This is a genomic window from Faecalispora sporosphaeroides DSM 1294 (assembly GCA_000383295.1).
Classification (GTDB): domain Bacteria; phylum Bacillota; class Clostridia; order Oscillospirales; family Acutalibacteraceae; genus Faecalispora; species Faecalispora sporosphaeroides.
Genome location: KB911071.1, coordinates 1 through 22,132 on the forward strand (window position 1 = coordinate 1; position 22,132 = coordinate 22,132).

The window sequence follows — 22,132 nt, forward strand, 5'->3', positions numbered from 1 at the left end:
ACTCTCTAAAATATGGTATTAAAACGGCTTGAAGCCGGTCTAAACTATTTTAGAGCATTTTATCTGCTCAATAGTACGCTTTCGCGTTTCTCAGTTTTTATAGAGCTCTGAGAACTCTTATCCGGAAGTACTCACTTCTCGTTTCCAAGAAGCTTTCTCTCAAAAATTACGGGTTCCTTCTTGTCTTTCTCGTTGTTTAATTTTCAAGGTCCTGTCCGATTCTACCGGGCTTTTCGGCCTTTCGTTTCGTGCGCCGTTTCGTAAGGCGCTTGACTATAATACCAAACCATTCCCCTATTGTCAATGCTTTTTTTGAAGTTTTTTCGGTTTTTTTTAAAAAACTTTCATTTTCTCTCGAAAAGATGCACTTCTGAGAAATCCGTTCTGCGAAAAGCGCTGGAAAAATCCAGGCCCAGAGCCACTTTTTCCGGGAAGAGGTCGGAAAGAGGCTCCAAAACAAATCCACGGTTCAAAATACCGGGGTGCGGCAGACGAAGCTCCTCTTCGCGCAAAACAACATCTTCATATAAAAGCAAATCCAAATCAATCACGCGCGAGCCATGAAATTCGCGGCGTTCGCGGCCAAGGCCCGCCTCGATGCCGAGGCACGCCCCCAAAAGAGCGCGGGGAGAAAGCTCCGTAAGAAGCAGCGCACAGGCGTTGAGGTAATCATTCTGGGCACTCTGCACCTCTACGGGCGCGGTTTCGTAAAAACGGGAAGTGGCGATCACCGTTGTTCCGGGCAGATTTTTCAGCGCCTGAAGTGCGTGTGAAAGGTTTTCGAGCCGGTTTCCCAGGTTAGAGCCTAATCCGATCACTGCTTTTTTCAATTAAAATCACTTCGCTTTCTGGTAATCAATACCGCCGTGTACTCAAACTCCGCCTGAATCGGAGCCTCCGGCTTTTTGAGCAGGATTTCCAGCTCCATTACTGCGGGGTATTCCCGAAAGAGCTGCTCCGCGACCCGCTGGGCAACCCGCTCCAGCAGATCATAAGATTGCTCCGTCATGACGCGGATCGCCGTTTTGATTATTTTCGCATAGCTGACTGTGTCGTCGATGCTGTCGCCGGCGCACGCCGCAGATAAATTCACAGACGCGGTGAGATCGACCACGAAATGCTGGCCGTCGCGCTTTTCTTCCGCGTTGACACCATGATATGCAAAAACACGCAATCCCTTTACTATAATTTTATCCAAGACTCGTCCCTCCCACTTTTTCGCTGAGCACCGCGTACGCAACCTGCGCCGCCTGCACCGCTTCTGAAACATCGTGTGCGCGCAGCAGCTGTGCTCCGCCGGCCTGCGCCAACGTATGGGCCGCCAGCGTGCCGGGCATTCGATCCTCCGCAGGCGGATTGCCGCAGCTTTTGCCGATGACGCCCTTGCGCGAGGCGGCCATCAGAAGCGCACAGCCGTCGATACGCACGGCACCGACGTTCGCAATCAGGCGCAGATTCTCTTGATCTGTTTTACCGAACCCCACACCGGGGTCAAAGCAGATGCGCTCCTGCGCAATACCTATTTCGTTCGCCTGCCGCAGCTTGTCCTCAAAAAAGCGCCGCACGCGAATCAGAATATCCTCTTCGGGATCTTCCTCTAAAACGTGCCCGTTGTGCATGATGATGCAGCCGCAGCCGCTCCCCCGCACGGCGGGGAACATCCCAGGGTCGGTAAAGCCGTTCACGTCGTTGATCACGTCGGCGCCCGCAGAAAGGGCCAGTGAGGCCACCTGTGGGTAAAAGGTATCTACGGACACCGGAACGCTCAAGCGTCCCTGAAGGGCTTTCAGAACCGGCTCAATGCGCTCCCACTCCTCCTGCGGAGGAATGGCGGTAAACCCGGGTCGGGTGGACTGCCCGCCGATGTCGATCATTCCAGCACGCTGCTCCTGCATACCGAGCGCATGCGCCACCGCGTCCTCCGGATGAAAGTTCTGCCCGCCGTCGGAAAATGAATCGGGCGTCACATTTAATATGCCCATGATACAGGCCGGGCCATTCAATGAAAGGAAATATTTTCCCGCCCGAAATCCGCTCATCGGCGACCGCCTCCCGCCAGCAGCGCCATCACCTCGCCGCGGGTTTTTGCCTCTGTGCGCATCGCTCCCCGCAGGGCGGAGGTCTGCGTAACCGCCCCAGCCGCGCGGATACCCCGCATCGTCATGCAGAGATGCTCCGCTTCAGCCACAACCGCCACGCCGTACGGTTTGAGATTGTCGAACAGAAAATCCGCGATCTGCGCCGTCAGACGCTCCTGCACCTGGGGGCGCGACGCAAAGGTTCTGACAATCCGCGCAAATTTGGAGAGCCCGATGATCCTGCCGTCTTTGGGAATATAGGCGATATGCACCTTGCCCACAAAGGGCAGCAGGTGATGCTCACAAACGGAATACAGCGGAATATCACGCACCAGAACCAGCTCCCCGTGCTGCTGCGGCTCCTGAAAAATCTTCAGGTGCTTCATGGGGTCTTCCTCCAGCCCCGAAAAGATCTCGGCGTACATCTTCGCGACGCGGTCCGGCGTTTCGAGCAGTCCCTCGCGCTCCGGGTTCTCCCCTACCGCAAGCAGCAGCTCCGTTACCGCCGCCTTGATTCTCTCCTGATCCATATCCAAAGCCTCCCAGCCAACTCTTATTTCCACTCGGGCAACATTCCTGCATCATTCTTCCGGATCGAGGCCGAAAATCAAGCATTGTGTTCACTCGCGGCCTGTTTGCGGACATTCGGCAGGTAAAATCGCCAAAAATAACGCGTGATCTTTTCTTAACAATCGAATCATGCTACAATTTAGTAATAGCATACCGAAAACATCGTGAATATGCAATAGATTACCCGCTCGTTCCCGAAAATTTGCGGGGAGCGCGGCACCAATAAGGAGGATTTCCATCTCATGCATTATGAAGGTACCATTTTTCGCCCGCCGTCGGAGGCCGACAGCCTGCTGGTTCAGGTGACGGTGGGCTGTTCGTGGAATAAATGCACATTCTGCGACATGTATTCCGATAAGCAGTTCCGCGTACGCAATCTGGATGAAATCAAGGCTGATCTGGTAGAGGGCTCCCGCTGGCGCGATCAAATCCGCCGTATCTTTTTGTGCGACGGCGACGCGCTGGTGCTAAAGACACCGATGCTGCTCGAGATTCTGGGAACCATCCGTGAGCTGTACCCCGACCTTCAGGCGGTTCGCGTCTACGCTTCCGCCAAGGACATCCTGCGCAAGAGCCATGAGGAATTATGTCAGCTGCATGAGGCGGGGCTTGAGATGGTTTACATCGGCCTCGAATCCGGCAGCGACAAGGTTCTGGAGGAAGTCCAAAAGGGCATCACCAAGGCCGAGATGATTGCGGCCGCAAAGGCAGCTGCCGACGCGGGCCTGCGCCTATCGGTCAGCATTATCTCCGGCCTCGGCGGGCAGGAGCTGTCGCGCGAGCACATTCTGGAAACCGCGGACGCCCTGAACCAGATGCAGCCCGACTATGTGGGCATGCTGGTTCTGCACGCGGGCAACGACACCGACATGTTCCGCAAGATTGCCGAGGGGACGTTCCGTCTTCCCTCCGCGGTGCAGGTGCTGGAGGAGATGAAGCTGCTGATCGAAAACCTCGATTTAAAGCATTGCTACTACACCAGCGCGCACGCCTCCAACTATATTGATGTGCGCGGGCGTTTGCCGGAGGACAAAGAGGCCATGCTGCGCAACATTGAGCGTTTAACCGAGCTGGTGCGCAAAAGAGAAGCGCGCCGCTAACGCAAACGGAGTCCCTGCGGCGCGCAGGGCCGCACAAAAGGAAAAACCGCCTCCGGGAGTGAATCCCAAGGCGGTTTTTTCTGTATAAAACCTCAAGCTAAACTAAAAAGGCGAACAAACAAATTTAACCGATTTTTGCCAGGATGACAAAATTCAGCACGAACAGAATGGTGGCGACCCACAGGATGGGGTGAATCTCTTTTGCCTTGCCCTTCACCGTCTTAATGACGCAGTAGAAGAGGAAGCCCGCGGCGATACCATAGGAAATGCTGTAGCAAAACGCCATGAAGATACCGGCGAAGAATCCGGGAATCGCGTCTTCCATGTCTTCCCACTTAATGTCGCGGAAGGAGCTGAGCATCATGATACCGACAATAATCAAAGACGGGGCGATGGCCGCGTCGGGAATCGCACTGACAAGCGGCGCAAAGAATGCGCTGAGAATAAACATGGCCGCGGTGACAACACTGGTCAAACCGGTGCGTCCGCCCGCGCCGATACCCGCGGCGCTTTCCACATAGGTGGTGGTGTTGGAGGTGCCGAAGATCGCGCCGATGGAGGTGGCGGTCGCATCCGCGAACAGCGCTCTGTCCATCTTGGACGAGAAACCCTGATTCTGTTCCAGCGTCTTTTCATCCTGCTCGGAGAAAATGCCGGACTTGCGGCCGGTGCCGATAAAGGTGCCGATGGTATCAAACGTATCAGACAAGCTGAACGCGAAAATCGTCATCAAAACGAGAGGCAGCTTTGAAGCATCCGCGAACAGCGACTGCATGCCGGGGTTGCCGAACGCCGCGCCAAAAGTCTCAGGCAGCTGGCCGACCGCGTCGGAAAAGCTGACGGAATTGCTCATGGAGGTCAGGCCCAGCGGGATGCCGATCACCGCAGTGACCAAAATGCCGAGCAGAATCGCGCCTTTTACGTTGCGGATGATCAGAATCACGGTAAAGATAATGCCGAACAGCGCCAACAGAACCGCCGGGGTGTTGAACTGCACAATCGCGGGGACGATGCTGGAATTCGCAACGACCGTGCCGCCGTCCAGAACTACATTCTGGCCGGGGTCGGAGGTGAAGGTGAGCAGACCGCACTTTTTCACGCCGATATACGCGATGAATACGCCGATGCCGCCGCCGATCGCGTGCTGCAGCATGGGAGGAATCGCCTCGATAATCATTTTACGGATTCTGGTGACCGTAATAATGATGTTCAGGATGCCGCACAGGAAAACCATCGCGAGAGCTTCCTGCCACTGAAACCCCAAACCGAAGCAAACGGTAAAAACAAAGAAGGCGTTCAGGCCCATACCGGGTGCCTGCGCATAAGGTACGTTGGCAAACAACCCCATCACAAGGGTGCCGATCACCGAAGCGATAATGGTCGCCAGAAAAACCGCGCCCCAGGGCATTCCCGTCTGCGACAGCATGCTGGGGTTTACCATAATAATGTATACCATGGTAAAGAAGGTGGTTACGCCCGCCATAACCTCGGTTCTAACATTGGTGTTCTGACCCTTCAGATCAAAAAAATCTCCCTTGGGGTGAAACGCAGCCTGTTTGTTTTCCGCCATTCATTCATTCCTCCTGAAATAAAGTAAGAAGCCAAATGCGGCTTCTTAGGGATTTTGCCTATCTTTTAGGACTTGAATCAACAATCCTAAGTATAGAGAATTCCTCACTCAAAATCAAGTGTGCGAATCGACAAATTTTTTGATTTAGAAACAGTTTATTCATAACTTTTTTAAGAATTTTACATGAATTCTTTCTTTTTTAGAAATAATTTACACTTTACTTTTATATGATGGTCATAATTTGCAGCTTTTTATGTCTTGTTTGAAAGAAGGGTTTGTTCCACGGAACAAACCCTTCGCCACCCGTACAAAAGGCACCCGGCTCAGTAGGCGACGCCCTGCCATTTCATCGCTTCGGCCACCTTCAAAAAGCCTGCGATATTTGCACCGATCACCAAATCCCCTTTGTGGTCAAACTCCTCGGAGGCCTGATACGCATTATGGAAAATATTTGCCATAATCCATTTCAGCTTTGCGTCCACCTCTTCAAAGCTCCAGGAATAGCGCATGGAGTTCTGGCACATTTCCAGACTGCTTACCGCAACACCGCCCGCGTTAGAAGCCTTGCCGGGAGAGAACAGAACGTGATTGGCGCGGAAAATCTCCACCGCCTCGGGAGTGCAGGGCATGTTGGCCCCCTCCGCCACAACGGAGACCCCGTTGTTCACAAGCTGCTGCGCCTGTTCGCCATTGATTTCGTTTTGGGTAGCGCAGGGCAGGGCCACATCGCATTTTACACTCCAGATTTCTCCGCAGCCCGGGGTATACACCGCTCCGGGAACACGCTCGGCATACGATTTGATTCTGCCGCGTTCCACCTCTTTGATCTGCTTGACCACTTCCAGATCGATTCCGTTTTCATCGTAAATATAGCCGTCGGAATCCGACATGGCAACTACCTTTGCCCCCAGCTGCGCCGCTTTTTCGCTGGCGTAAATTGCTACATTCCCCGAGCCGGAGACCACTACGGTTTTCCCTTCAAAGGAATCCTGCTTGATATGAGACAGCATTTCCTGCGCAAAATAGCACAGTCCATACCCCGTCGCCTCTTTGCGCACCCAGGAACCGCCGGAATACAGGGACTTCCCGGTGAAGGTGCCGGTAAATTCGTTGCTGAGCCGTTTATACTGGCCAAACATAAACCCAATCTCGCGGGGGCCTACCCCAATATCGCCCGCAGGAACGTCGGTATCCGCCCCAATGTGTTTGGTCAGCTCTGTGGCAAAGCTCTGGCAGAAGCGCATGACCTCGCCCTCGCTTTTGTCTCTTGAGTTGAAATCCGCGCCGCCCTTTGCGCCTCCGATCGGCAGACCGGTCAAAGAATTTTTAAAGGTTTGCTCAAATCCGAGGAATTTGAGGATAGAAGCGTTTACGCTGGGGTGCAAGCGCAGCCCGCCTTTATAAGGGCCGATCGCGGAGTTATATTGAACGCGCCAGCCGCGGTTTACCCGCACCTCGCCTTTGTCATCTACCCAAGACACCCGAAACTGGATCATTCGTTCCGGCTCCACAAGCCTTTCTATAATACCCGCCTTCACCAGATCCGGTCGTTTGTTGACCACGGGTTCAAGGGATTCCAATACCTCCTGAACGGCCTGAAGAAATTCCGGTTCGCCTGCGTTGCGTTGGCATACAGCTTGATACACGGACAACAGATATTGACTCTGAAAAGACATGTGGATTACCTCCTCTACAAATTGTTTAGATTATACTCTTTATTTTGAATTTTTTCAATAGATACGATTCATTTTATTGTATTTTATTGATTTTTTAAGTATTTTCAGTTGTGTTAATCTGCATTTTATGAAACTAATAATGTATATAATTTCATTTATAAGCCTTGTAGCATACCCGCTTTCCCCTGTGTTTTCGCTCAAAATATGGGCGCATTTTGTCATAAACATAAGAAAGGAACGGTTCCAGGTGAAGGAACCGTTCCTTTTATGCAGATGAATGATACGGAACAAACCTCAAATTGCGGACTCAAACGCTTATTTTACGCGCTCTTTCAGCTTCTCGAGCTCGTCATGCAGCTCTTTGGGCAGCCTGTCGCCGAATTTCTGGTAGAATTCCTCAATGCCCTCGGCCTCTTTGGCCCACTGCTCCTTGTCAACCTTCAGGATGCTGCGCAGCGTCTCGAGAGAAATCTCATCCTCAATGCCTTTGATGTTGATATCCTCCGCCTTGGGCACAAAACCGATCGGGGTTTCCTCCGCATCCGCTTTTCCCTCCACGCGGGCGATAATCCAATCCAGCACGCGCATGTTGTCGCCGAAGCCGGGCCACAGGAAATGACCCTCGTCGTCCAGGCGGAACCAGTTGACGTTGAAGATCTTCGGAGCCTTATCGCCCAAAATCTTTCCCATCTCGATCCAGTGGCCGAAATAGTCGCCCATATGGTAGCCGCAGAACGGCAGCATGGCCATGGGGTCGCGGCGAACCACGCCGACAGCGCCGGCGGCGGCGGCGGTTGTTTCGGACGCCATGATGGAGCCGACAAACACGCCGTTGTTCCAATCGCGGGACTGATAGACCAGCGGAGTGGTCTGCGCGCGGCGGCCGCCGAAGATGATGGCGGAAATCGGCACGCCCTCGCCCTTATCCAACTCGGGGCTGATGCAGGGGCAATTCTTGGCGGGCGCGGTAAAGCGGCTGTTGGGGTGCGCACCCTTGTCGGAGGCAGTGGTGCCGTCCCACGGCTCGCCCTTCCAGTTCAGCGCGTTCTTGGGCGGGTTCTTATCAAGGCCCTCCCACCAGACGGTGTTGTCGTCGAGGTTATGTGCAACATTGGTGAAAATGGTGCCTCTTCTGGTGGACTCCAGAGCATTGAAGTTGGATTTGGCATTCGTGCCGGGCGCGACGCCAAAGAATCCGTTCTCGGGGTTGATGGCATACAGTCTGCCGTCCGCGCCGGGGCGCATCCACGCGATGTCGTCGCCGACTGTCCAGACCCTATAGCCCTTACTGCGGTAGCCCTCCGGCGGAATCAGCATTGCCAGGTTCGTCTTGCCGCAGGCAGACGGGAACGCCGCCGAAATATAGGTGACCTTGCCCTCGGGATTCTCAATGCCCAGTATCAGCATATGCTCCGCCATCCAGCCCTGCTGGCGGCCCAGATTGGAAGCGATGCGCAGCGCAAAGCATTTTTTGCCCAGCAGAACGTTTCCGCCGTAACCGGAGTTCACGGAAATGATGGTGTTGTCCTCAGGAAAATGGCATATATAGCGCTTTTCCTGATCGATCTGGCATTTGCAGTGCAGCCCGCGCACCCACTCGGGATTATCGCCCAGAACATCCCAAACCGCCTGCCCAACACGGGTCATGATCGCCATGTTCAGCACAACGTAGATGGAGTCGGTCAGTTCCACGCCGATTTTTGCCAGAGGAGAGCCGACCGGGCCCATGGAGTAGGGAATCACATACATTGTGCGGCCCCGATAGCTGTCCCTTGCAATATCATAAAGCATTTCGTAGGCTTTTTTCGGCTCCATCCAGTTGTTTGTGGGGCCTGCATCCTCTTCCTTGCGGGAGCAGATAAAGGTACGATCCTCCACGCGGGCAACGTCATTGACCGCTGTGCGGTGCAGATAGCAATCCGGCAGCTTTTCCTGATTGAGCTTAATCAGCTCACCGGTAGAGCAGGCCTCCGCTCTCAGCTGTTCGATCTGCTGCTCCGAGCCATCGATCCAAACGAGCTGATCGGGCTTGACAAGAGCTTTCATTTCTTCGATCCAGTTCAATACCGATTTGTTGTTTGTCATTCCATTTCTCCTTCCGGCCTGTTGGCCAAATCACGATAACTCTGGTCTTATTATAATCGATTTTGGCCCAGGAATCAATTGATATTTGTGGATTGTTTACCAAAAAACAAACGGAATAACTGTTAAGTTCGTTTAAGGAATCACGAAAAAAACACCGCTTGCCATTCTCTTCCAATCCGGCTTTTCTCTTTCCGGCGAGGCCCGCCGATTCTTTCTCCGCCGGTACGAGGGAAGATCATTCCGGTTTTTCAAAGGTCTTCGCAAGCGATTTTATGCTTCAAAATCGAGCTGAATATCCATGGTGGCGAGCGCGTTCAGAGAGAGCCCGGCGCGCCTGCCCGCCCGAAATTCGTAGTACCCCTGCGACGCCACCATCGCGGCGTTGTCCCCGCACAGGGAAAGCTCGGGCCGGTAAAACTCCCAGCCGTTCTCCGCGCAGAGCCGCTCCAGCTCGCGCCGCAGCAGCGAATTGGCGGAAACGCCGCCCGCAATCACCAGCCGGTGCTCCCCGGTCTCACGCATGGCGGCGGTCACGTTGCGTACCAGGCAGTCCACCACCGCGCGGCGGAACGAAGCCGCCAGATCGGCGCGGGGCAGCTCCTCCCCTTTCTGCGCGGCGTTGTGGATCAGATTGATGATCGCCGTTTTCAGGCCTGAAAAGCTGAAATCGAACGGCGCGCCGTCCACCGACGGGTGCGGCAGAGAAAACGCGTCCGGATTTCCCCGCTCCGCCTCCTTGTCCAGAAACACGCCGCCCGGGTAAGGCAGGCCCATGGCGCGGGCCGCCTTGTCGAACGCCTCGCCCGCGGCGTCGTCGCGCGTACAGCCCAGCACGCGGAACCCGGTATAATCCGTCACGCGGACGATATGCGTATGCCCGCCGGAAACCACCAGGCACAAAAAGGGCGGCTCCAGCGCGGCGCTCGTGAGATAATTCGCCGCCACGTGCGAGCGCAGGTGGTGCACCGGCACCAGCGGCACGCCGGACGCAAAGCTCAGCCCTTTCGCAAAGTTCACGCCGACCAGAAGCGCGCCGATCAGCCCCGGCGCGGCAGTGACCGCGATGGCGTCCAAATCCTTTATTTTCATTTCTGCGTCGTCCAGCGCCTGCCGCACCACACCCGAAATCGCCTCCGCGTGTCGGCGCGAGGCAATTTCGGGCACCACGCCGCCGAATTTACGGTGCTCCAGCACCTGCGACGCAATCACAGACGACAGCACACGGCGGCCGTCCTCCACCACCGACGCGGCTGTTTCGTCGCACGAGCTTTCAATTCCCAACAATCTCATTTCTGTTTCCCCTTTGTCTGATTCCACGGTTTTTCGCCCTGCGCCCAGCCCTGCTCCGTCCAATACGTCCGGTCCGCGGGGTTATCCGCAAACTTGAATACCGCCTGCTTCATGATAAAAAACAGTCCCTTTGTCCGAATGGACGCCGAAGGGCCCTTTTTCAGGCTCCCATACAGCCGATCCGCCGACCGCACCAGAGAACGCTCCGCTTGGTTACGGCGGCCTTCCTTCATATCATCAAAGCCCTCGGCCCATAAGGCGATTCCGCAGCGGAAGATCCGGCTGATTCCCCAATACGACAGCGAACGGGCAATATTACTGATCGCGTACCCGGTTCCCGCGCCGGCCGTGGTGGAAACAACCAGTGCGCTTTTATGGAACATCTCCCGGCGGGGGCGGTGCGCCATAAACAGATACCCGAAATGGTCGAGCAGGTTTTTCATCGGCGCCGCCATTTCCATCACGTACACCGGCGAAGCGAAGATCAGGCCGTCGGCCTCCAGCATCGCGCGTTCGATCGGCCCCACATATTCCCGGTGGGGACACTTCTCTTCCGTTTTCATAAAACAGGTATAGCATCCTGTGCAGAACTTCGGCAAATCCTGCGGCAGATAAAATTCGGCAAACTCCGCAGGCTCCAAAGCGGCCAGCCGCTGTTTGACGATCTGCACCGCGCGGTATGTATTCTTTTTTCGGGGGCCGCCATACACAATACAGTATTTCATCGGAACCCTTCTTTCCTCAAAAGGCTTTTGTCATGATCAGGCCATCCTCTTTCGGCTGCTCGTACATTCCCCGGCGCACACCGATTTTTTCAAATCCGCAGCTCCGGTACAAACGGATCGCGCTTTCATTCGAGACGCGCACCTCCAGCGACAGGGTTGCCGCGCCGCGTGCAATTGCCGCCCGCTCCAGCGCCTGCATCAGCAGACGCCCGGCTCCGCGCCGTCGGAACCTTGGGTCTACCGCAACATTCGCGACATACGCCTCCTCCAGAATGCAGTGCATCCCGGCATAGCCGGCGGTTTCTCCGCCGCACTCCGCCACCAGAAAGCAGGCCGTCGGCTCCGCGAGCTCGGCGGCGAGGCCCTCACGCGACCAGGGCAGCGAAAAGCAGAGCCGCTCCAGCGCGGCGAGCGCGTCCAGATGGTGCTCCCGCATCGGGACAACGCGGAGTTCTTCAGCGCCCCAGCTCATGCAAAAGCTCCTCCAGCGCCTTTTGAATCTGGTCGCGGCTGGCGCGGTAAATGGCCATGCTGCCGCCGAACGGGTCGCCAACCCCGCCGCCGAGCACCCTGATTTTCTCCTGCGGTACTCCCGACGATTTGAGCACCCCGGCGTGGCTCTGCATCATCACCACAAACAGATCGGCGGATTGCAGCATTTCCTGCGAAAGGGGCTTGGCGCGGTGATCGGAAAGATCCACGCCCAGCTCGCGGCAGGCGGCCACCGCGTTGGCCGCCGCGGGCTCGCCGGGATTCGCGAACAGCCCGGCGCTGTCACAGGTGATGTCGGTGATGCCGCGCTCGGCCAGCAGCCTGCGGAACAGGCCCTCGGCCATCGGACTGCGGCAGGTGTTGCCCGTACAGATAAAGATGATTTTCATACGCATTCCTCTTTCTTCCCGGCTGTCCGCCGGGGAGCTGAACGATGGGTTTATTCCTTTGCGTCGTACCATGTTTTGCCGACCTTGGCATCCGCCAGCATCGGCACGGAAAGCGAAACCGCGTTCTCCATTTCCTCCGTAAGCAGCTTCGCCGCCGCCTTGGCCTCTTCCTCCGGCGCTTCGACGATCAGCTCATCGTGCACCTGCAAAATGAGCTGCGCCCGCATTTTTTCGCGGGTCAGGCGCTCCGCCACACGAATCATCGCGATTTTGATGATGTCCGCCGCAGTGCCCTGAATCGGCATGTTCATGGCCACGCGCTCACCGAACGAGCGCAGGTTGAAGTTGCTGCTGGTCAGCTCCGGCAGGTAGCGCCTGCGGCCGAACAGGGTTTCGGCATAGCCGCGCTCCTTCGCCAGCTCCACCACACGGGTCATGTAGCTCCGCACACCGTCGTAGTGTGCCAGATACGCCTTGATGTAGTCGTCCGCCTCCTTGCGGGTAACGCCGATGTTCTTCGACAGCGAAAACGCGCCGATGCCGTACACGATGCCGAAGTTGACCGCCTTGGCGCGGCTGCGCATGATGGGCGTGACCATCTCCTCCGGCATGCGGAACACCTGGGCGGCGGTGCTGCGGTGAATATCCGCATTTTCGCGGAACGCCTCAATCATATTTTTGTCGTTGGCCACATGCGCCAGAACCCGCAGCTCAATCTGCGAGTAGTCGGCGTCTACCAGCACCCACCCGGGCCGGGCGATGAAAAAGCGGCGCAGCTCGCGCCCCTGCTCGGTGCGCACGGGAATGTTCTGCAGATTCGGCTCCGTGGAGCTGATGCGCCCTGTGCGCGTTTCAGTCTGGTTAAAGCTCGAGTGAATCCGCCCGTCGGACCCGATCACCTTGAGCAGGCCGTCACAATAGGTGGATTTGAGCTTCGTCAGCCCGCGGTATTCCAGAATCAGCTCAACGGCGGGGTGGTCATAGCGCAGGCTTTCCAAAACCTCCGCGTTGGTGGAGTAGCCGCTTTTTGTCTTTTTGCCCGTATGCAGGCCCAGCTTTTCAAACAGCGCCTGACCGAGCTGCTTCGGCGAATTGAGGTTGAACTCGTAGCCGACCTGCTCGTAAATGCGGCTCTGGATTTCATCGATGCGGGTCTGCAGGCCCTTGCCGTATTCCTCAATGCCCGCCGCGTCCACGGCAAAGCCGATTGTTTCCATACGGGCCAGCACCTTTGCCAGCGGCAGCTCGATGTTTTTGAGCAGGTCGAGCTGGCCGTTTCGTTCGATTTCGGCCGTCAGGCGATCGACCAGAGCGGGCAGAAGCGCCGCGCGAGCCGCATCCGCATGCTCCCCGTCCGTACCCGGAACGGGCACCTCATATTCCGCCGCGAGCCGCTCCACCCCGTAATCAGACGACGTGGGGTTCAGCAGGTAGGCCGCGAGCAGGGTATCCATGCCAAAATTTTTGACCTCTACGCCAAGCCGCTCCAGCGCGGCGTAAAACGGCTTGCTGTTGTGGATATTCTTGACGATCTTCGCGTTGCCGCACAGCGCGCGCAAAAACGCTTTTTCGGGCTTCAAGACGAATACGGTTCCGTTCATCGGCAAAAGCAGAGAGGAAATTTCGTTCCCATCGTACACCGCCGTCAAATCCGCACGCCCCTGCTCCTGCAGGGGGATCAGCAGCCCCGCGCCGTCTGCCAGCGCCTTCACCGGCAGGGAATCCGCCGTTTTGCTATGCTCGGGAGCCTCCGGCGCCGCGGCGTCGAGCCCCAGCTTCGGGATCAGCGAAAACAGCTCCAGCCGGGCCATCAAACGGGCCGCGGCCGCCTTGTCGCCCGGCCGCGGGCGGTACGTTTCCAGCTTCGTATCGATCGGCACGTCCGTACAGATCGTGCCCAGCCTGCGGCTGAGGTAGGCGCTCTCCTTCCCCTCGCGCAGGCGCTTGCGCATCCCCTCTTTGATGTCGATGGTGGCTAAATTTTCGTAGATATAATCGATGTCGTGAAAGCTGCGGATCAGCTCGCCCGCGCCCTTGGGGCCGATGCCCGCGACGCCGGGGATATTGTCGGAGCTGTCGCCCTGCAGCGCCTTGATCTCGATCATCTGGGGCGGTTCCACGCCGTATTCCTCGCGGATTTTCTCAGCGTCGTACACCGTTACCTGCGGCTGCCCGAACTTGGTTGCGGCAAGGCGCACCGTGACGCCGTCGCCCACCAGCTGTAAGCTGTCGCGGTCGCCGGTGGCGATCACGCATTCCGCGCCCTGCTCCCGGCTGGCCTTGGCCAGCGTGCCCAAAATATCGTCCGCCTCAAAGCCCGCCTGCTCCACCAGAGGGTAGCCGAGCAGCTCCAGCAGTTCCTTTAAAACAGGCAGCTGCTCCGCCAGCTCTTCCGGCATTCCCTTGCGCTGGGCTTTGTAGCCGTCGTACTCCAGGTGGCGAAACGTGGGCTCCCTGCGGTCGAACGCAATAGCGACCGCATCCGGCTGCGTTTCATCCCATATTTTTTTGAGCATGGTCAGAAAGCCGTAAATCGCATTGGTAAAATGGCCGTCCTTCGTGGTCAGCAGCTTAATCCCGTAAAACGCACGGTTCAGAATACTGTTCCCGTCAAGCACCAATAACTTCATCATTCTTCTCCATTCCTCCGCTCCGCGGGGAGCGGAAACGGTTGTCTGTATTTTAAAACACCTTGTTTCTGTCTGAAACCGAAAGGCGATTCTATACGATTATTATAACATGATACTAAGTACAAAACCCCACCCAGCTATGAGAAGTCACTTTACAGGCGGTATTATCATAATTCCATGGTTTCTCCGTCCCGGCTTATTCTGTTTCCATGCTCCCTCAGGCATCGAAAGCGTTGCTTTCGCCCATGCCGTGAGGTTATTATAACATCTTCCAATGAAAAAATTAAGTGCTTTTCCTCCCGGATTGTGGTATATTATGAAGATAGTATATTTTCATTTTTAGATCGAAAGGATTTTTCTGTTTGAAACTGGGTTCTTTTCAAATTGAGGGCCGCGCGGCTCTGGCACCGATGGCCGGGATCACCGACGCCTCGTTCCGCCAGCTGTGCGTGGATTTCGGCGCCGGGTATGTCGTGACCGAAATGGTGAGCGCGCAGGGCCTGACGTATAAAAACTACAAAACAAATCAGCTGATGAAGCTGTCTGATACAGAGCGGCCTGCGGCGATTCAGCTGTTTGGCGACGAGCCGGATTACCTGGCGCGCGGCGCGGAAATCGCGATGAACTTTTCTCCCGACGCCATCGACATCAATATGGGGTGCCCTGCGCCGAAAGTATGCGGCACCAGCGGCCGGGGCCATGGCAGCGGCAGCGCGCTGATGAAGGAGCCCGAGCTCTGCGGCAAAATCGTTGCGGCAGTCAAAGCCGCCGTGGACGTGCCGGTAACGGTAAAAATGCGCAAGGGGTGGGATAAAAACAGCGTCAACGCCGTAGAGATCGCGCAGATCTGCGAGGCGGCGGGAGCGGACGCGATTGCCGTTCACGGGAGAACCCGAGAGCAGATGTACCAGCCCAGCGCGGATTGGGAGATCATCGCCGCAGTCAAGCAAGCGGTAAAGATTCCTGTGATTGGCAACGGTGATATCACCGACGCGAAAAGCGCCGCCAAAATGCTGGAGCAGACCGGCTGCGACATGGTGATGATCGGCCGCGCCGCTTTGGGGAACCCCTGGATTTTCCGCGAGGTTCACGCATACCTCACAACAGGAGTGCTCCTGCCGCCGCCCACCCTGAATGAGCGGCTGCTCGTAATGCTGCGCCATGTGCGCGCCATGTGCGAGGACAAGGGAGAGGACCGCGCCATGCGAGAGGCCCGCAAGCATGCCGGGTGGTACCTGAAGGGTCTGCCGAACGCGGCGTCCTTCCGCCGCGAGGCCGGGCAGCTCACCGTTTTTCGCGATATTGAGCTGCTGGCGCAGAAGGTGCTTTCCTCCGCGGCAGGCGGAGCCTTACGCTGATCGACTATATAACAAAAGCCCTCAGCCACAGTTTTTTCCTGTGGCTGAGGGCTTTCTTTTGTAATCCGTTTTCTCCGCATCATTCCTGCGCCGGTATGCGGCTTTTCCATCTATTCCGTTTTGTTTTCCCCCGCTGCCTGCCCGTCCACATACCCTTCTCCGGCAATATAGGCAATCACAGCGCCCAGCGACAGAATTACACCGCTGACCTGCTGCGTGGTGTCTGCATCCGCCCCGAACAGCGCCAGCACACCGACTACGAAGGCCGCAATCGCCAGCCAGAATTTACGGGACGTCAGCTTTTGCGCCCAGTTGATTTTGCTCATTGAATCCCCTCCTCTCCGTCAGATGGAACTCGATGCTTCAGCGCACATTAAAATTGCACTGTACGGTCTGTCCACCCGACGTGACCATTATATGTCCATGCCTTACCGCAGGTTCCGGCGGCAGTCCCTGCACATCGATGAGCCAGCCGCGGCCTTTCGGGTCAAGGCGCGGTTCCGATACGGCGATCACATCTCGGCCGACGATAGTTACCGCAGGCCTTTCCTGGCAGTGGGCAAGCACCGTGTATTTTTCACCGCTGTTCATGTTTTTGCTTGAGGTATCCAGACGCAGGCCGGAGCTATTCGAGGCAGCAGCCAAAGAAAAATCCCTGAGGCAGTAATTGAGATCAACCCTGCCAACGATGCCCGGCAGACTGCCGCTGCTGCTGTACTGCCACATATCGTACTTGCCGGTGTAGGTAACCCGATCGTTATACTGTGCCAGCCAAAACGTCCATTTAGAGAGCTGCGCCATGTCCAATCGGTTGACCGCCCAATCCTTGTTGGCATAAAACCCGGCAGTGTACCCAGCGGCGGTCAACCGCTCACAAAAGATGCGGCAAATGTCGGTTGCCAGCTGTCTGCTGATGCCGCCGCGTTTGGCCTTGTAGCCGTCGGCATCCTCCATATCGATGTAGACCGGGTAGGCGGGTGTGAGGCCGTGAAGCAGCCGCAGGGCGTGTGCCGCTTCGCTTTCTGCCTCTGCGGTGGACATAGCGTAGCTGTACAGGTATGCACCCCACGGGATGCCCAGCCGACTGCACTCGGCTACATTCCGCGCCCACTGCTTGTCGTCCTGATCTGCCCGATCGCTGCCATAGCCGCAGCGCAGGATGGCAAAGTCAATTTTGCCCTTGAGTTTGTCCCAGTCGACGCAGCCGTTGGCGCTGCTGACGTCAATGCCGTTAAGCATTGTAATCCTCCCCTGTGATGGTTTTGTACTGCTCGGCGGTGATCAATCCCTTCGCAACCGCCTGCCCGAGCTGCACCTTTGTAGCCCATCCGCGCCGATAAGCAATTGTCCAAAACACCATTACATTGCACCTCCCAGAGTCAACGTCACGATCTGCTGACCGAGCGCATCAATTGTGGCTGCCTGCGCCGCCTGCTGCGTCTCCGCATAAGTGAGCTGCGCCAGCGTGACGCAAAACCTCTCCTCGGTAACAGCAGGGGTATCTGCTGTGGCCGGTACCTCTACGGATTTGAGCGCCAGCGCCGACCGAATAACGTAGTGATCGTATACAGCCTGCATCTGCTGGTCGCCGTCCTGCGTAATAATTGTCAGACGGTCGGTTTGGGTGCTGTCGGCGGTCAGTGTATCCAGAACATCAAAAGAGATTGTGCCCTTGGTGATCTGTATCTCCAAACTGTCCCGCTGCGCACCTTGATGGTAGGTCGACTGGCCGTCGATTTTGGCAACATCAAGTGTGGTGCCGTCCGCGAAAATGATTTGCTGTGACATAATAAGCCTCCTTAAACGTCTAAAATGAATACTCCGTCTGTATCTGGCGTGCTTAAAACGTTAGATTTGAAATCCAATACCAAAGCGGGCCGCACCCCGCCCGAGAAGGAGCAGTTGCAGTCGCCGCAGTCGCCATACGAGTTGACGAACCGCACGAAGGACGAGTTGTAGGTGAACGGGGAGCGGAGCCACCAGTAGGTGACGCTGCCGCTGAGATACGCGATTCTTTTGTTGTTGGCGGTCGTGCCAGTTCCGGAATCAAAGTAGGACAGCTTCGCGCCTTCGGCCGGGAAATACTGGCTGTCTCTGGACGTCCAGCCCATCTCGTATCCGGACAGCAGGAAGATTTTGCAGGACAGGCCACTGGAACCGCTGTTTACCGTGCTGCTGGTTCCGCTGCCGGGCCGGTAAGGAATTTTGACCTGCTTAATCGCATTCTGGATAGCGCTGTCGAACAGCGCGAGGAAGGTGCCGTTGAGATAGGTCTTGATTGTGCTGTTGGCATAGTTGTTGACGTTCGAGCTATGCCACTGTCTGGTTTCGTAGATGCTTTCACGCAGAAACCAGATTCCGTCGCAGGAGTCATCGTAAATGGAGGACGGTTTGCCTTGGTTTACCGCGATGTAGTTGGCAAAAGCTCCGTTTTCCTTGAGCTTGATTTTAGTGCCAACAGGCAAGCTGGATAACGGTATACTTCCGCTGAAGATCTTCCGGTTCACGCCGCCGCTGACCGCATACAATTCTTTCAATTTCCGGTTGACTCCGCCAGATGGAGTGTATAGCTCTTTGAGCTTGCGGTTAACCCCGCCAGATGACGTCCAGAGTTCCGCCATCAGCCATACACCCCCCACAGCGTACCGGTGCGCAGCGTGGACGTAGGCGCGGCCGTGGATACGGTAAGAGAGCTGGTAATAGCTGTGGTGTCGGCCGCAGTGCCGCCGTTGGCTGGTAGGGTGGTGGGATATGCAGGCAATTGCAATGTTGTCCCGCTTTTTGTTACCGCCGACCCGCCGATGGTTGCAGATTGGACGGCGGCGTTCCACTTCTCCCTCTCGGCCGCGGTGATGTGAGCGGTGGTTTCGTTTCCATGTGCGTTGATGTCAGACAGCTTCTGGTTGAACAGAGTACGCGATACCCCATCGGTTCCCTCAAATAAAGTAGTAATATCAGGCAATCCACTCGCCCCTTTCTAATTGCATTAAGGTCAAATTCTTCGCGTCCAGCTGGTCAAACGTCATTAATTGGGCGTCCAGCTCATCCCAGGTTACATAGTGATAAGCAATGTCCAGCAGAAGATTGGCCGGAATCGTCTCATAGGCCGTTGCGTACAGCGGGTTCAGGTCGGCCACGCGGCTCTCTCCGCGGTAGCGGATTTTGATGACAAAATCCTGCACACTGATATCAACGCCAAGGCCCATGTACGCCTCCACCATTCCCCGCAATACGTTGACATTGATCGGCGGCTTCGTCATTAGCTTGGCTTTGAGCGCGTCGCGCCGCGCCTGTAAGGTAGAATTCAGCGGAGAGGACACGCCGAGCAGGCGTTCCCAGCGCTGTGCTCCCGCCTCGTCGCAGGTGGAAACGGATTTGTTCTTCACCATCCGCCGCACCTGCTCCGACAAAGCGTCCATCTGAATATTCACGACCCCGGCGATCGCGTCGATCTCCACAACATCCTGCAGTTTTTCAATCAGGTAGCCTTTCAAATCGTTTTTATGGTCATAAAACATCAGCCGGTCACCTCGCTCACTGTGATCGTCCCGATTGTGGGCACCTGGTATGCGGCAAAGCTTTTTTGCAGGGACAGATTGGCGCTGGCACCGTTCATCGTCATGGTACCAACATCGACAATGCTCTCATGTGCGTTTAGAATATTCGCGACCAGCTTTGCGTAAAACAGTGTTTCCGCGGTAAAATCGATGCTGCCGATGTAATCGGCAATCGCCTGTTCTACCGAAGGCTTCACCATCTCCAGCCCAGCCCCGGCTCTCAGCCGGATCTGCGCCGTTACATTCACCGGCAGATTCACAGAGGTTCCCACCGTTACCGTGTGACCGATCGGCGCGATTCCGTCGCCGTCTGTGCCCATCACGGCCTGCACCTTGTTTACCAGCGTCTGTGTGGCGGTGTTGCCCTGTTCGTCGCCAATGATCAGCCCAACCCGGCCGGCGCCCATGGACGGAGCGCCGAATACCTGAACGGTACCCACGCCGTCAATGGCCAGCGTTTTTTCCTTGTAGTCCGCAATGTTTCCCCCGTAGGGCTGCTGCCGCACCGCGGTTTGAAACCGCGCGCGAAGATCATCGTCGCTTTCCTGATCCCGAGCAGGAATCAGCGCGGGGGCAACCAGCTCCGCCGACGCAAGGCCGTTGATGTTATCCACCGGCAAAATACCGCCGCCATAGGCGTTGCCCTGAATGCCGGATTGGTCGCAGACGGCCTTGTACCGGCCTGCCCCAAGCCTTTCCGTAACGGTAAAGGAGACATCCTGCACCGCAAAACGGCTGCCAATCGGAATCTCTTTGGGCTCGCCGTTCCCGTCAAAGGTGTTGATCTGCCGTACCGCCCGCGTGGCTTGTTCGCGGTCGACGCCGAAATCCGATGTCACCCGATCCAGCCACTCCTCCTGCGCTGTGTCCGCAAACAGCAGATCCGTCAAATACGCGATCATATAGGTCTGCTGGGCCAGCACAAAGGCAGTGGGCGCCAGCGTGTGGTAAATGATGCTGCCTTCCCGCTTGTCAATATCGTTGGGTACCTGATCCAGCATCTGCTTCAGGATCGCCTCGTACTCATAAGCTTCAGCCAAGCGTTACACTCCTTTCCGCGTTAAACTCTCCAAAGATGGTATTTACTGTAAAGCGTACCTTTGCGGCCTCCCGATCAAAGTCAACGGTAAAGTCGGAGATTCCCGTAATCCGGTCATCCTCGCCGAGCGCCTCTTCGATGCGCCTCCGTAAATCGGCCTTTGCGTATTCACGGTCCTTCCCGATCAGGTCGGTAAGCTCCACGCCGTAATCATATGAAAAAATGTCGTAGAAAAAACGCTCTGTAGAAAGCGCCAGCTCAGCCGCCTGCGCGGCGGCCTCTTTCCCGTCGATCATTCCCTGCAGGCGATTTCCGGACAGTCTCCACGTTTTAGAGGGGTGAAAGCCGTCCGTGTCGTCTCCATAGGTTTTCAGTACGCTCATTCAATCACCCCTATCACTGCAAATCGCTGGCCGCCGTGCTTTTGAATCAGGCTGACCCGCGCTCCGACCGTTACCACAAGTCCCTTCGGCACATCCACCATTTCGAGCGGAACCTCCAGGGGCCGGTTATCGATCTTCACGCTGCTGCCGCGCCATGTTCCATAGATCAAGTCGCACAGCACCTCATTTTGCAGGTATTCCTTTACGATACTTTTAATTGCGGTATTTAAGTCCATATCATCACCACACAAATTTTAATTCCAGATTCATGGTGTGCCTGCTGTGGCCGAAATTGTGTGTTACCTGGTCTGCAACCGCCCACAAATCCAGACCGGCTTCGGCAATCTTGATCCGAATTCCGCTGCCGCCAAACACCCGGGCATCCCCCATGCAGTCGATCTTCAGGGTTTGGGTTTCCCGGTTTTTCAGCTGCAGCAGCTGATTCGCGCGCGCCGCCAGCTGCGATTCATTCAAGTCGGCGCTTACCTTATCAAAGAGCAGCAGCTTTCCCCAGCTTTTGATGTTGCCGGAATCCATCGAAACATAGGCGTTGCGGATGCCTGTTTTACTGTCGTCCCTGGCCACTTTAATGTAGTTGTAGGTGTCCTCGTCGATGGAGCGCTCATAGTCAAAGCCGGTTCCCATCGAGCCGTCCCCTATCAAAATCGGCAGCCGCAGGTCTACCAGATCGCGCAGCTCAATCGCTCCGAAGTTATCGCGCAGGACATACCAGTATCCGTTTGTATACAGATTTTCCTCGATCGATTGGTAGATCATATCCAGGTGAGTCTGATTATTAAATCGATACTGTGTCAGCTTTGCAGCGGTGCTGTCAACTTGACCAAGCCTCACCCGGTCGCCGATGGCCGCCGCTACCGTATTTAAAAACTCCGACAGGGTACCAACAGGACGAATGATGGAGTTTTTCGCTTTAAAATATCTCAGCTGGTCGTAGCAGACGCAGCTGAACTTTTTCGTGTCCTGCTTTGTTGTAAAGAGAAAGCCATAAAAGATATTTGCACTGCCGTAAGTGAAAATTACCGTGCTGCCGTTTGGGAACATTCCAGCTTTTAAGGAAGGGTAATCAAAAGTCAACTGCCCGGCTCCGTTGTTCCAGGAAGAATGATAGGTCACGTTCAGCGCAATATCGGAAATATCGGTATTGTTGATTAATAGCATTGCATCACCCG

Annotated in this window: 25 protein-coding genes; 2 read left to right on the forward strand and 23 right to left on the reverse strand. The window is 56.0% G+C overall.

Features of this window, described 5'->3' with window-relative positions:
• Window positions 1-344: 344 nt before the first annotated feature.
• The 4 genes from folK to folE are packed head-to-tail and all read right to left on the reverse strand — an operon-like array spanning window position 345 to window position 2,608.
• Window positions 345-818, reverse strand: a complete 474-nt coding sequence (gene folK / locus G340_RS0110850) for a 2-amino-4-hydroxy-6-hydroxymethyldihydropteridine diphosphokinase (protein WP_326522382.1) — start codon at window positions 816-818, stop codon at window positions 345-347.
• An 8-nt stretch (window positions 819-826) separates the two neighbouring features.
• The gene (gene folB, locus G340_RS0110855) at window positions 827-1,198 is read right to left on the reverse strand and encodes a dihydroneopterin aldolase (protein WP_020073681.1); all 372 of its coding nucleotides are present in this window, start codon (window positions 1,196-1,198) and stop codon (window positions 827-829) included.
• Complete coding sequence (gene folP, locus G340_RS0110860) at window positions 1,191-2,039, reverse strand: dihydropteroate synthase (RefSeq protein WP_020073682.1); 849 nt, start codon at window positions 2,037-2,039, stop codon at window positions 1,191-1,193. The genes folB and folP overlap by 8 nt, the downstream gene beginning before the upstream one ends.
• The gene (gene folE / locus G340_RS0110865) at window positions 2,036-2,608 is read right to left on the reverse strand and encodes a GTP cyclohydrolase I FolE (RefSeq protein ID WP_020073683.1); all 573 of its coding nucleotides are present in this window, start codon (window positions 2,606-2,608) and stop codon (window positions 2,036-2,038) included. Before folE ends, folP begins: the two co-directional genes overlap by 4 nt.
• A 282-nt stretch (window positions 2,609-2,890) precedes the next feature.
• On the opposite strand from folE, the gene G340_RS0110870 reads away from it, so the two are divergent.
• Window positions 2,891-3,748: a radical SAM protein gene (locus G340_RS0110870; RefSeq protein WP_020073684.1), complete on the forward strand. Its 858-nt coding sequence runs from the start codon at window positions 2,891-2,893 to the stop codon at window positions 3,746-3,748.
• Window positions 3,749-3,872: 124 nt separating this feature from the next.
• Here G340_RS0110870 and G340_RS0110875 read toward each other — a convergent pair whose 3' ends face one another.
• From G340_RS0110875 to polA, 8 genes are all read right to left on the reverse strand, one after another.
• Window positions 3,873-5,318 carry an NCS2 family permease gene (locus G340_RS0110875; protein ID WP_020073685.1) on the reverse strand — a complete coding sequence of 482 codons (1,446 nt, stop codon included), beginning with the start codon at window positions 5,316-5,318 and terminating at the stop codon, window positions 3,873-3,875.
• 323 nt (window positions 5,319-5,641) lie between these two features.
• Entirely contained in the window at window positions 5,642-6,994 is a 1,353-nt protein-coding gene (gene gdhA, locus G340_RS0110880; protein WP_020073686.1) for an NADP-specific glutamate dehydrogenase, read from the reverse strand.
• 315 nt (window positions 6,995-7,309) lie between these two features.
• Window positions 7,310-9,079, reverse strand: a complete 1,770-nt coding sequence (locus G340_RS0110885) for a phosphoenolpyruvate carboxykinase (GTP) (RefSeq protein WP_020073687.1) — start codon at window positions 9,077-9,079, stop codon at window positions 7,310-7,312.
• A gap of 270 nt (window positions 9,080-9,349) precedes the next feature.
• On the reverse strand, window positions 9,350-10,369 hold the full coding sequence (gene tsaD / locus G340_RS0110890; RefSeq protein WP_020073688.1) for a tRNA (adenosine(37)-N6)-threonylcarbamoyltransferase complex transferase subunit TsaD: 1,020 nt from the start codon (window positions 10,367-10,369) through the stop codon (window positions 9,350-9,352).
• A complete protein-coding gene (locus G340_RS0110895; RefSeq protein WP_020073689.1) occupies window positions 10,366-11,094 on the reverse strand; it encodes a flavodoxin family protein in 729 nt (242 codons plus the stop codon). The genes tsaD and G340_RS0110895 overlap by 4 nt, the downstream gene beginning before the upstream one ends.
• 16 nt (window positions 11,095-11,110) lie before the next feature.
• The gene (rimI, locus tag G340_RS0110900; protein ID WP_020073690.1) at window positions 11,111-11,566 is read right to left on the reverse strand and encodes a ribosomal protein S18-alanine N-acetyltransferase; all 456 of its coding nucleotides are present in this window, start codon (window positions 11,564-11,566) and stop codon (window positions 11,111-11,113) included.
• On the reverse strand, window positions 11,550-11,975 hold the full coding sequence (locus tag G340_RS0110905) for an arsenate reductase/protein-tyrosine-phosphatase family protein (protein WP_020073691.1): 426 nt from the start codon (window positions 11,973-11,975) through the stop codon (window positions 11,550-11,552). The genes rimI and G340_RS0110905 overlap by 17 nt, the downstream gene beginning before the upstream one ends.
• A gap of 50 nt (window positions 11,976-12,025) precedes the next feature.
• On the reverse strand, window positions 12,026-14,608 hold the full coding sequence (polA, locus tag G340_RS0110910; RefSeq protein ID WP_020073692.1) for a DNA polymerase I: 2,583 nt from the start codon (window positions 14,606-14,608) through the stop codon (window positions 12,026-12,028).
• Window positions 14,609-14,967: 359 nt separating this feature from the next.
• On the opposite strand from polA, the gene dusB reads away from it, so the two are divergent.
• Window positions 14,968-15,963, forward strand: coding sequence for a tRNA dihydrouridine synthase DusB (gene dusB, locus G340_RS0110915; protein ID WP_020073693.1), 996 nt, complete (start codon window positions 14,968-14,970; stop codon window positions 15,961-15,963).
• Window positions 15,964-16,073: 110 nt separating this feature from the next.
• On the opposite strand, the gene G340_RS0110920 is transcribed toward dusB, so the two are convergent.
• The 11 genes from G340_RS0110920 to G340_RS0110970 form a co-directional block, all read right to left on the reverse strand.
• Complete coding sequence (locus G340_RS0110920) at window positions 16,074-16,289, reverse strand: phage holin family protein (RefSeq protein WP_020073694.1); 216 nt, start codon at window positions 16,287-16,289, stop codon at window positions 16,074-16,076.
• 37 nt (window positions 16,290-16,326) lie between these two features.
• Complete coding sequence (locus G340_RS0110925; protein WP_020073695.1) at window positions 16,327-17,202, reverse strand: glycoside hydrolase family 25 protein; 876 nt, start codon at window positions 17,200-17,202, stop codon at window positions 16,327-16,329.
• A complete protein-coding gene (locus G340_RS17520; RefSeq protein WP_020073696.1) occupies window positions 17,195-17,323 on the reverse strand; it encodes an XkdX family protein in 129 nt (42 codons plus the stop codon). The genes G340_RS0110925 and G340_RS17520 overlap by 8 nt, the downstream gene beginning before the upstream one ends.
• Window positions 17,323-17,751: a hypothetical protein gene (locus tag G340_RS0110935; protein ID WP_020073697.1), complete on the reverse strand. Its 429-nt coding sequence runs from the start codon at window positions 17,749-17,751 to the stop codon at window positions 17,323-17,325. The genes G340_RS17520 and G340_RS0110935 overlap by 1 nt, the downstream gene beginning before the upstream one ends.
• A gap of 11 nt (window positions 17,752-17,762) precedes the next feature.
• Entirely contained in the window at window positions 17,763-18,500 is a 738-nt protein-coding gene (locus tag G340_RS16735; RefSeq protein ID WP_020073698.1) for a DUF6273 domain-containing protein, read from the reverse strand.
• An 83-nt stretch (window positions 18,501-18,583) separates the two neighbouring features.
• Window positions 18,584-18,730, reverse strand: coding sequence for a hypothetical protein (locus G340_RS17950; RefSeq protein WP_154653183.1), 147 nt, complete (start codon window positions 18,728-18,730; stop codon window positions 18,584-18,586).
• Between the two features lie 187 nt (window positions 18,731-18,917).
• Window positions 18,918-19,481 (reverse strand): putative phage tail protein, encoded by a 564-nt coding sequence (locus G340_RS0110950; protein WP_020073700.1) that lies wholly within the window; start codon window positions 19,479-19,481, stop codon window positions 18,918-18,920.
• On the reverse strand, window positions 19,481-20,560 hold the full coding sequence (locus G340_RS0110955) for a baseplate J/gp47 family protein (RefSeq protein ID WP_020073701.1): 1,080 nt from the start codon (window positions 20,558-20,560) through the stop codon (window positions 19,481-19,483). The genes G340_RS0110950 and G340_RS0110955 overlap by 1 nt, the downstream gene beginning before the upstream one ends.
• The gene (locus G340_RS0110960; protein ID WP_020073702.1) at window positions 20,553-20,942 is read right to left on the reverse strand and encodes a DUF2634 domain-containing protein; all 390 of its coding nucleotides are present in this window, start codon (window positions 20,940-20,942) and stop codon (window positions 20,553-20,555) included. The genes G340_RS0110955 and G340_RS0110960 overlap by 8 nt, the downstream gene beginning before the upstream one ends.
• Window positions 20,939-21,178, reverse strand: a complete 240-nt coding sequence (locus G340_RS0110965) for a hypothetical protein (RefSeq protein ID WP_020073703.1) — start codon at window positions 21,176-21,178, stop codon at window positions 20,939-20,941. Before G340_RS0110965 ends, G340_RS0110960 begins: the two co-directional genes overlap by 4 nt.
• A gap of 4 nt (window positions 21,179-21,182) precedes the next feature.
• Window positions 21,183-22,121: an XkdQ/YqbQ family protein gene (locus G340_RS0110970; RefSeq protein WP_020073704.1), complete on the reverse strand. Its 939-nt coding sequence runs from the start codon at window positions 22,119-22,121 to the stop codon at window positions 21,183-21,185.
• Window positions 22,122-22,132: the final 11 nt, after the last annotated feature.

Excerpts from the sequence above, each read along its gene's own strand:
- G340_RS0110925 (WP_020073695.1), bottom strand. The coding sequence starts at position 17,202 with ATGCTTAACGGCATTGACGTCAGCAGCGCCAACGGCTGCGTCGACTGG.
- G340_RS0110885 (WP_020073687.1), bottom strand. The coding sequence starts at position 9,079 with ATGACAAACAACAAATCGGTATTGAACTGGATCGAAGAAATGAAAGCT.
- G340_RS0110970 (WP_020073704.1), bottom strand. The coding sequence starts at position 22,121 with ATGCTATTAATCAACAATACCGATATTTCCGATATTGCGCTGAACGTG.
- G340_RS17520 (WP_020073696.1), bottom strand. The coding sequence starts at position 17,323 with ATGGTGTTTTGGACAATTGCTTATCGGCGCGGATGGGCTACAAAGGTG.
- folE (WP_020073683.1), bottom strand. The coding sequence starts at position 2,608 with ATGGATCAGGAGAGAATCAAGGCGGCGGTAACGGAGCTGCTGCTTGCG.
- polA (WP_020073692.1), bottom strand. The coding sequence starts at position 14,608 with ATGATGAAGTTATTGGTGCTTGACGGGAACAGTATTCTGAACCGTGCG.
- G340_RS0110870 (WP_020073684.1), top strand. The coding sequence starts at position 2,891 with ATGCATTATGAAGGTACCATTTTTCGCCCGCCGTCGGAGGCCGACAGC.
- G340_RS0110960 (WP_020073702.1), bottom strand. The coding sequence starts at position 20,942 with ATGAGCGTACTGAAAACCTATGGAGACGACACGGACGGCTTTCACCCC.
- gdhA (WP_020073686.1), bottom strand. The coding sequence starts at position 6,994 with ATGTCTTTTCAGAGTCAATATCTGTTGTCCGTGTATCAAGCTGTATGC.
- tsaD (WP_020073688.1), bottom strand. The coding sequence starts at position 10,369 with ATGAGATTGTTGGGAATTGAAAGCTCGTGCGACGAAACAGCCGCGTCG.
- G340_RS0110935 (WP_020073697.1), bottom strand. The coding sequence starts at position 17,751 with ATGTCACAGCAAATCATTTTCGCGGACGGCACCACACTTGATGTTGCC.
- G340_RS0110895 (WP_020073689.1), bottom strand. The coding sequence starts at position 11,094 with ATGAAATACTGTATTGTGTATGGCGGCCCCCGAAAAAAGAATACATAC.
- G340_RS0110950 (WP_020073700.1), bottom strand. The coding sequence starts at position 19,481 with ATGTTTTATGACCATAAAAACGATTTGAAAGGCTACCTGATTGAAAAA.
- rimI (WP_020073690.1), bottom strand. The coding sequence starts at position 11,566 with ATGAGCTGGGGCGCTGAAGAACTCCGCGTTGTCCCGATGCGGGAGCAC.
- G340_RS0110875 (WP_020073685.1), bottom strand. The coding sequence starts at position 5,318 with ATGGCGGAAAACAAACAGGCTGCGTTTCACCCCAAGGGAGATTTTTTT.
- G340_RS0110905 (WP_020073691.1), bottom strand. The coding sequence starts at position 11,975 with ATGAAAATCATCTTTATCTGTACGGGCAACACCTGCCGCAGTCCGATG.
- G340_RS0110920 (WP_020073694.1), bottom strand. The coding sequence starts at position 16,289 with ATGAGCAAAATCAACTGGGCGCAAAAGCTGACGTCCCGTAAATTCTGG.
- G340_RS0110965 (WP_020073703.1), bottom strand. The coding sequence starts at position 21,178 with ATGGACTTAAATACCGCAATTAAAAGTATCGTAAAGGAATACCTGCAA.
- folP (WP_020073682.1), bottom strand. The coding sequence starts at position 2,039 with ATGAGCGGATTTCGGGCGGGAAAATATTTCCTTTCATTGAATGGCCCG.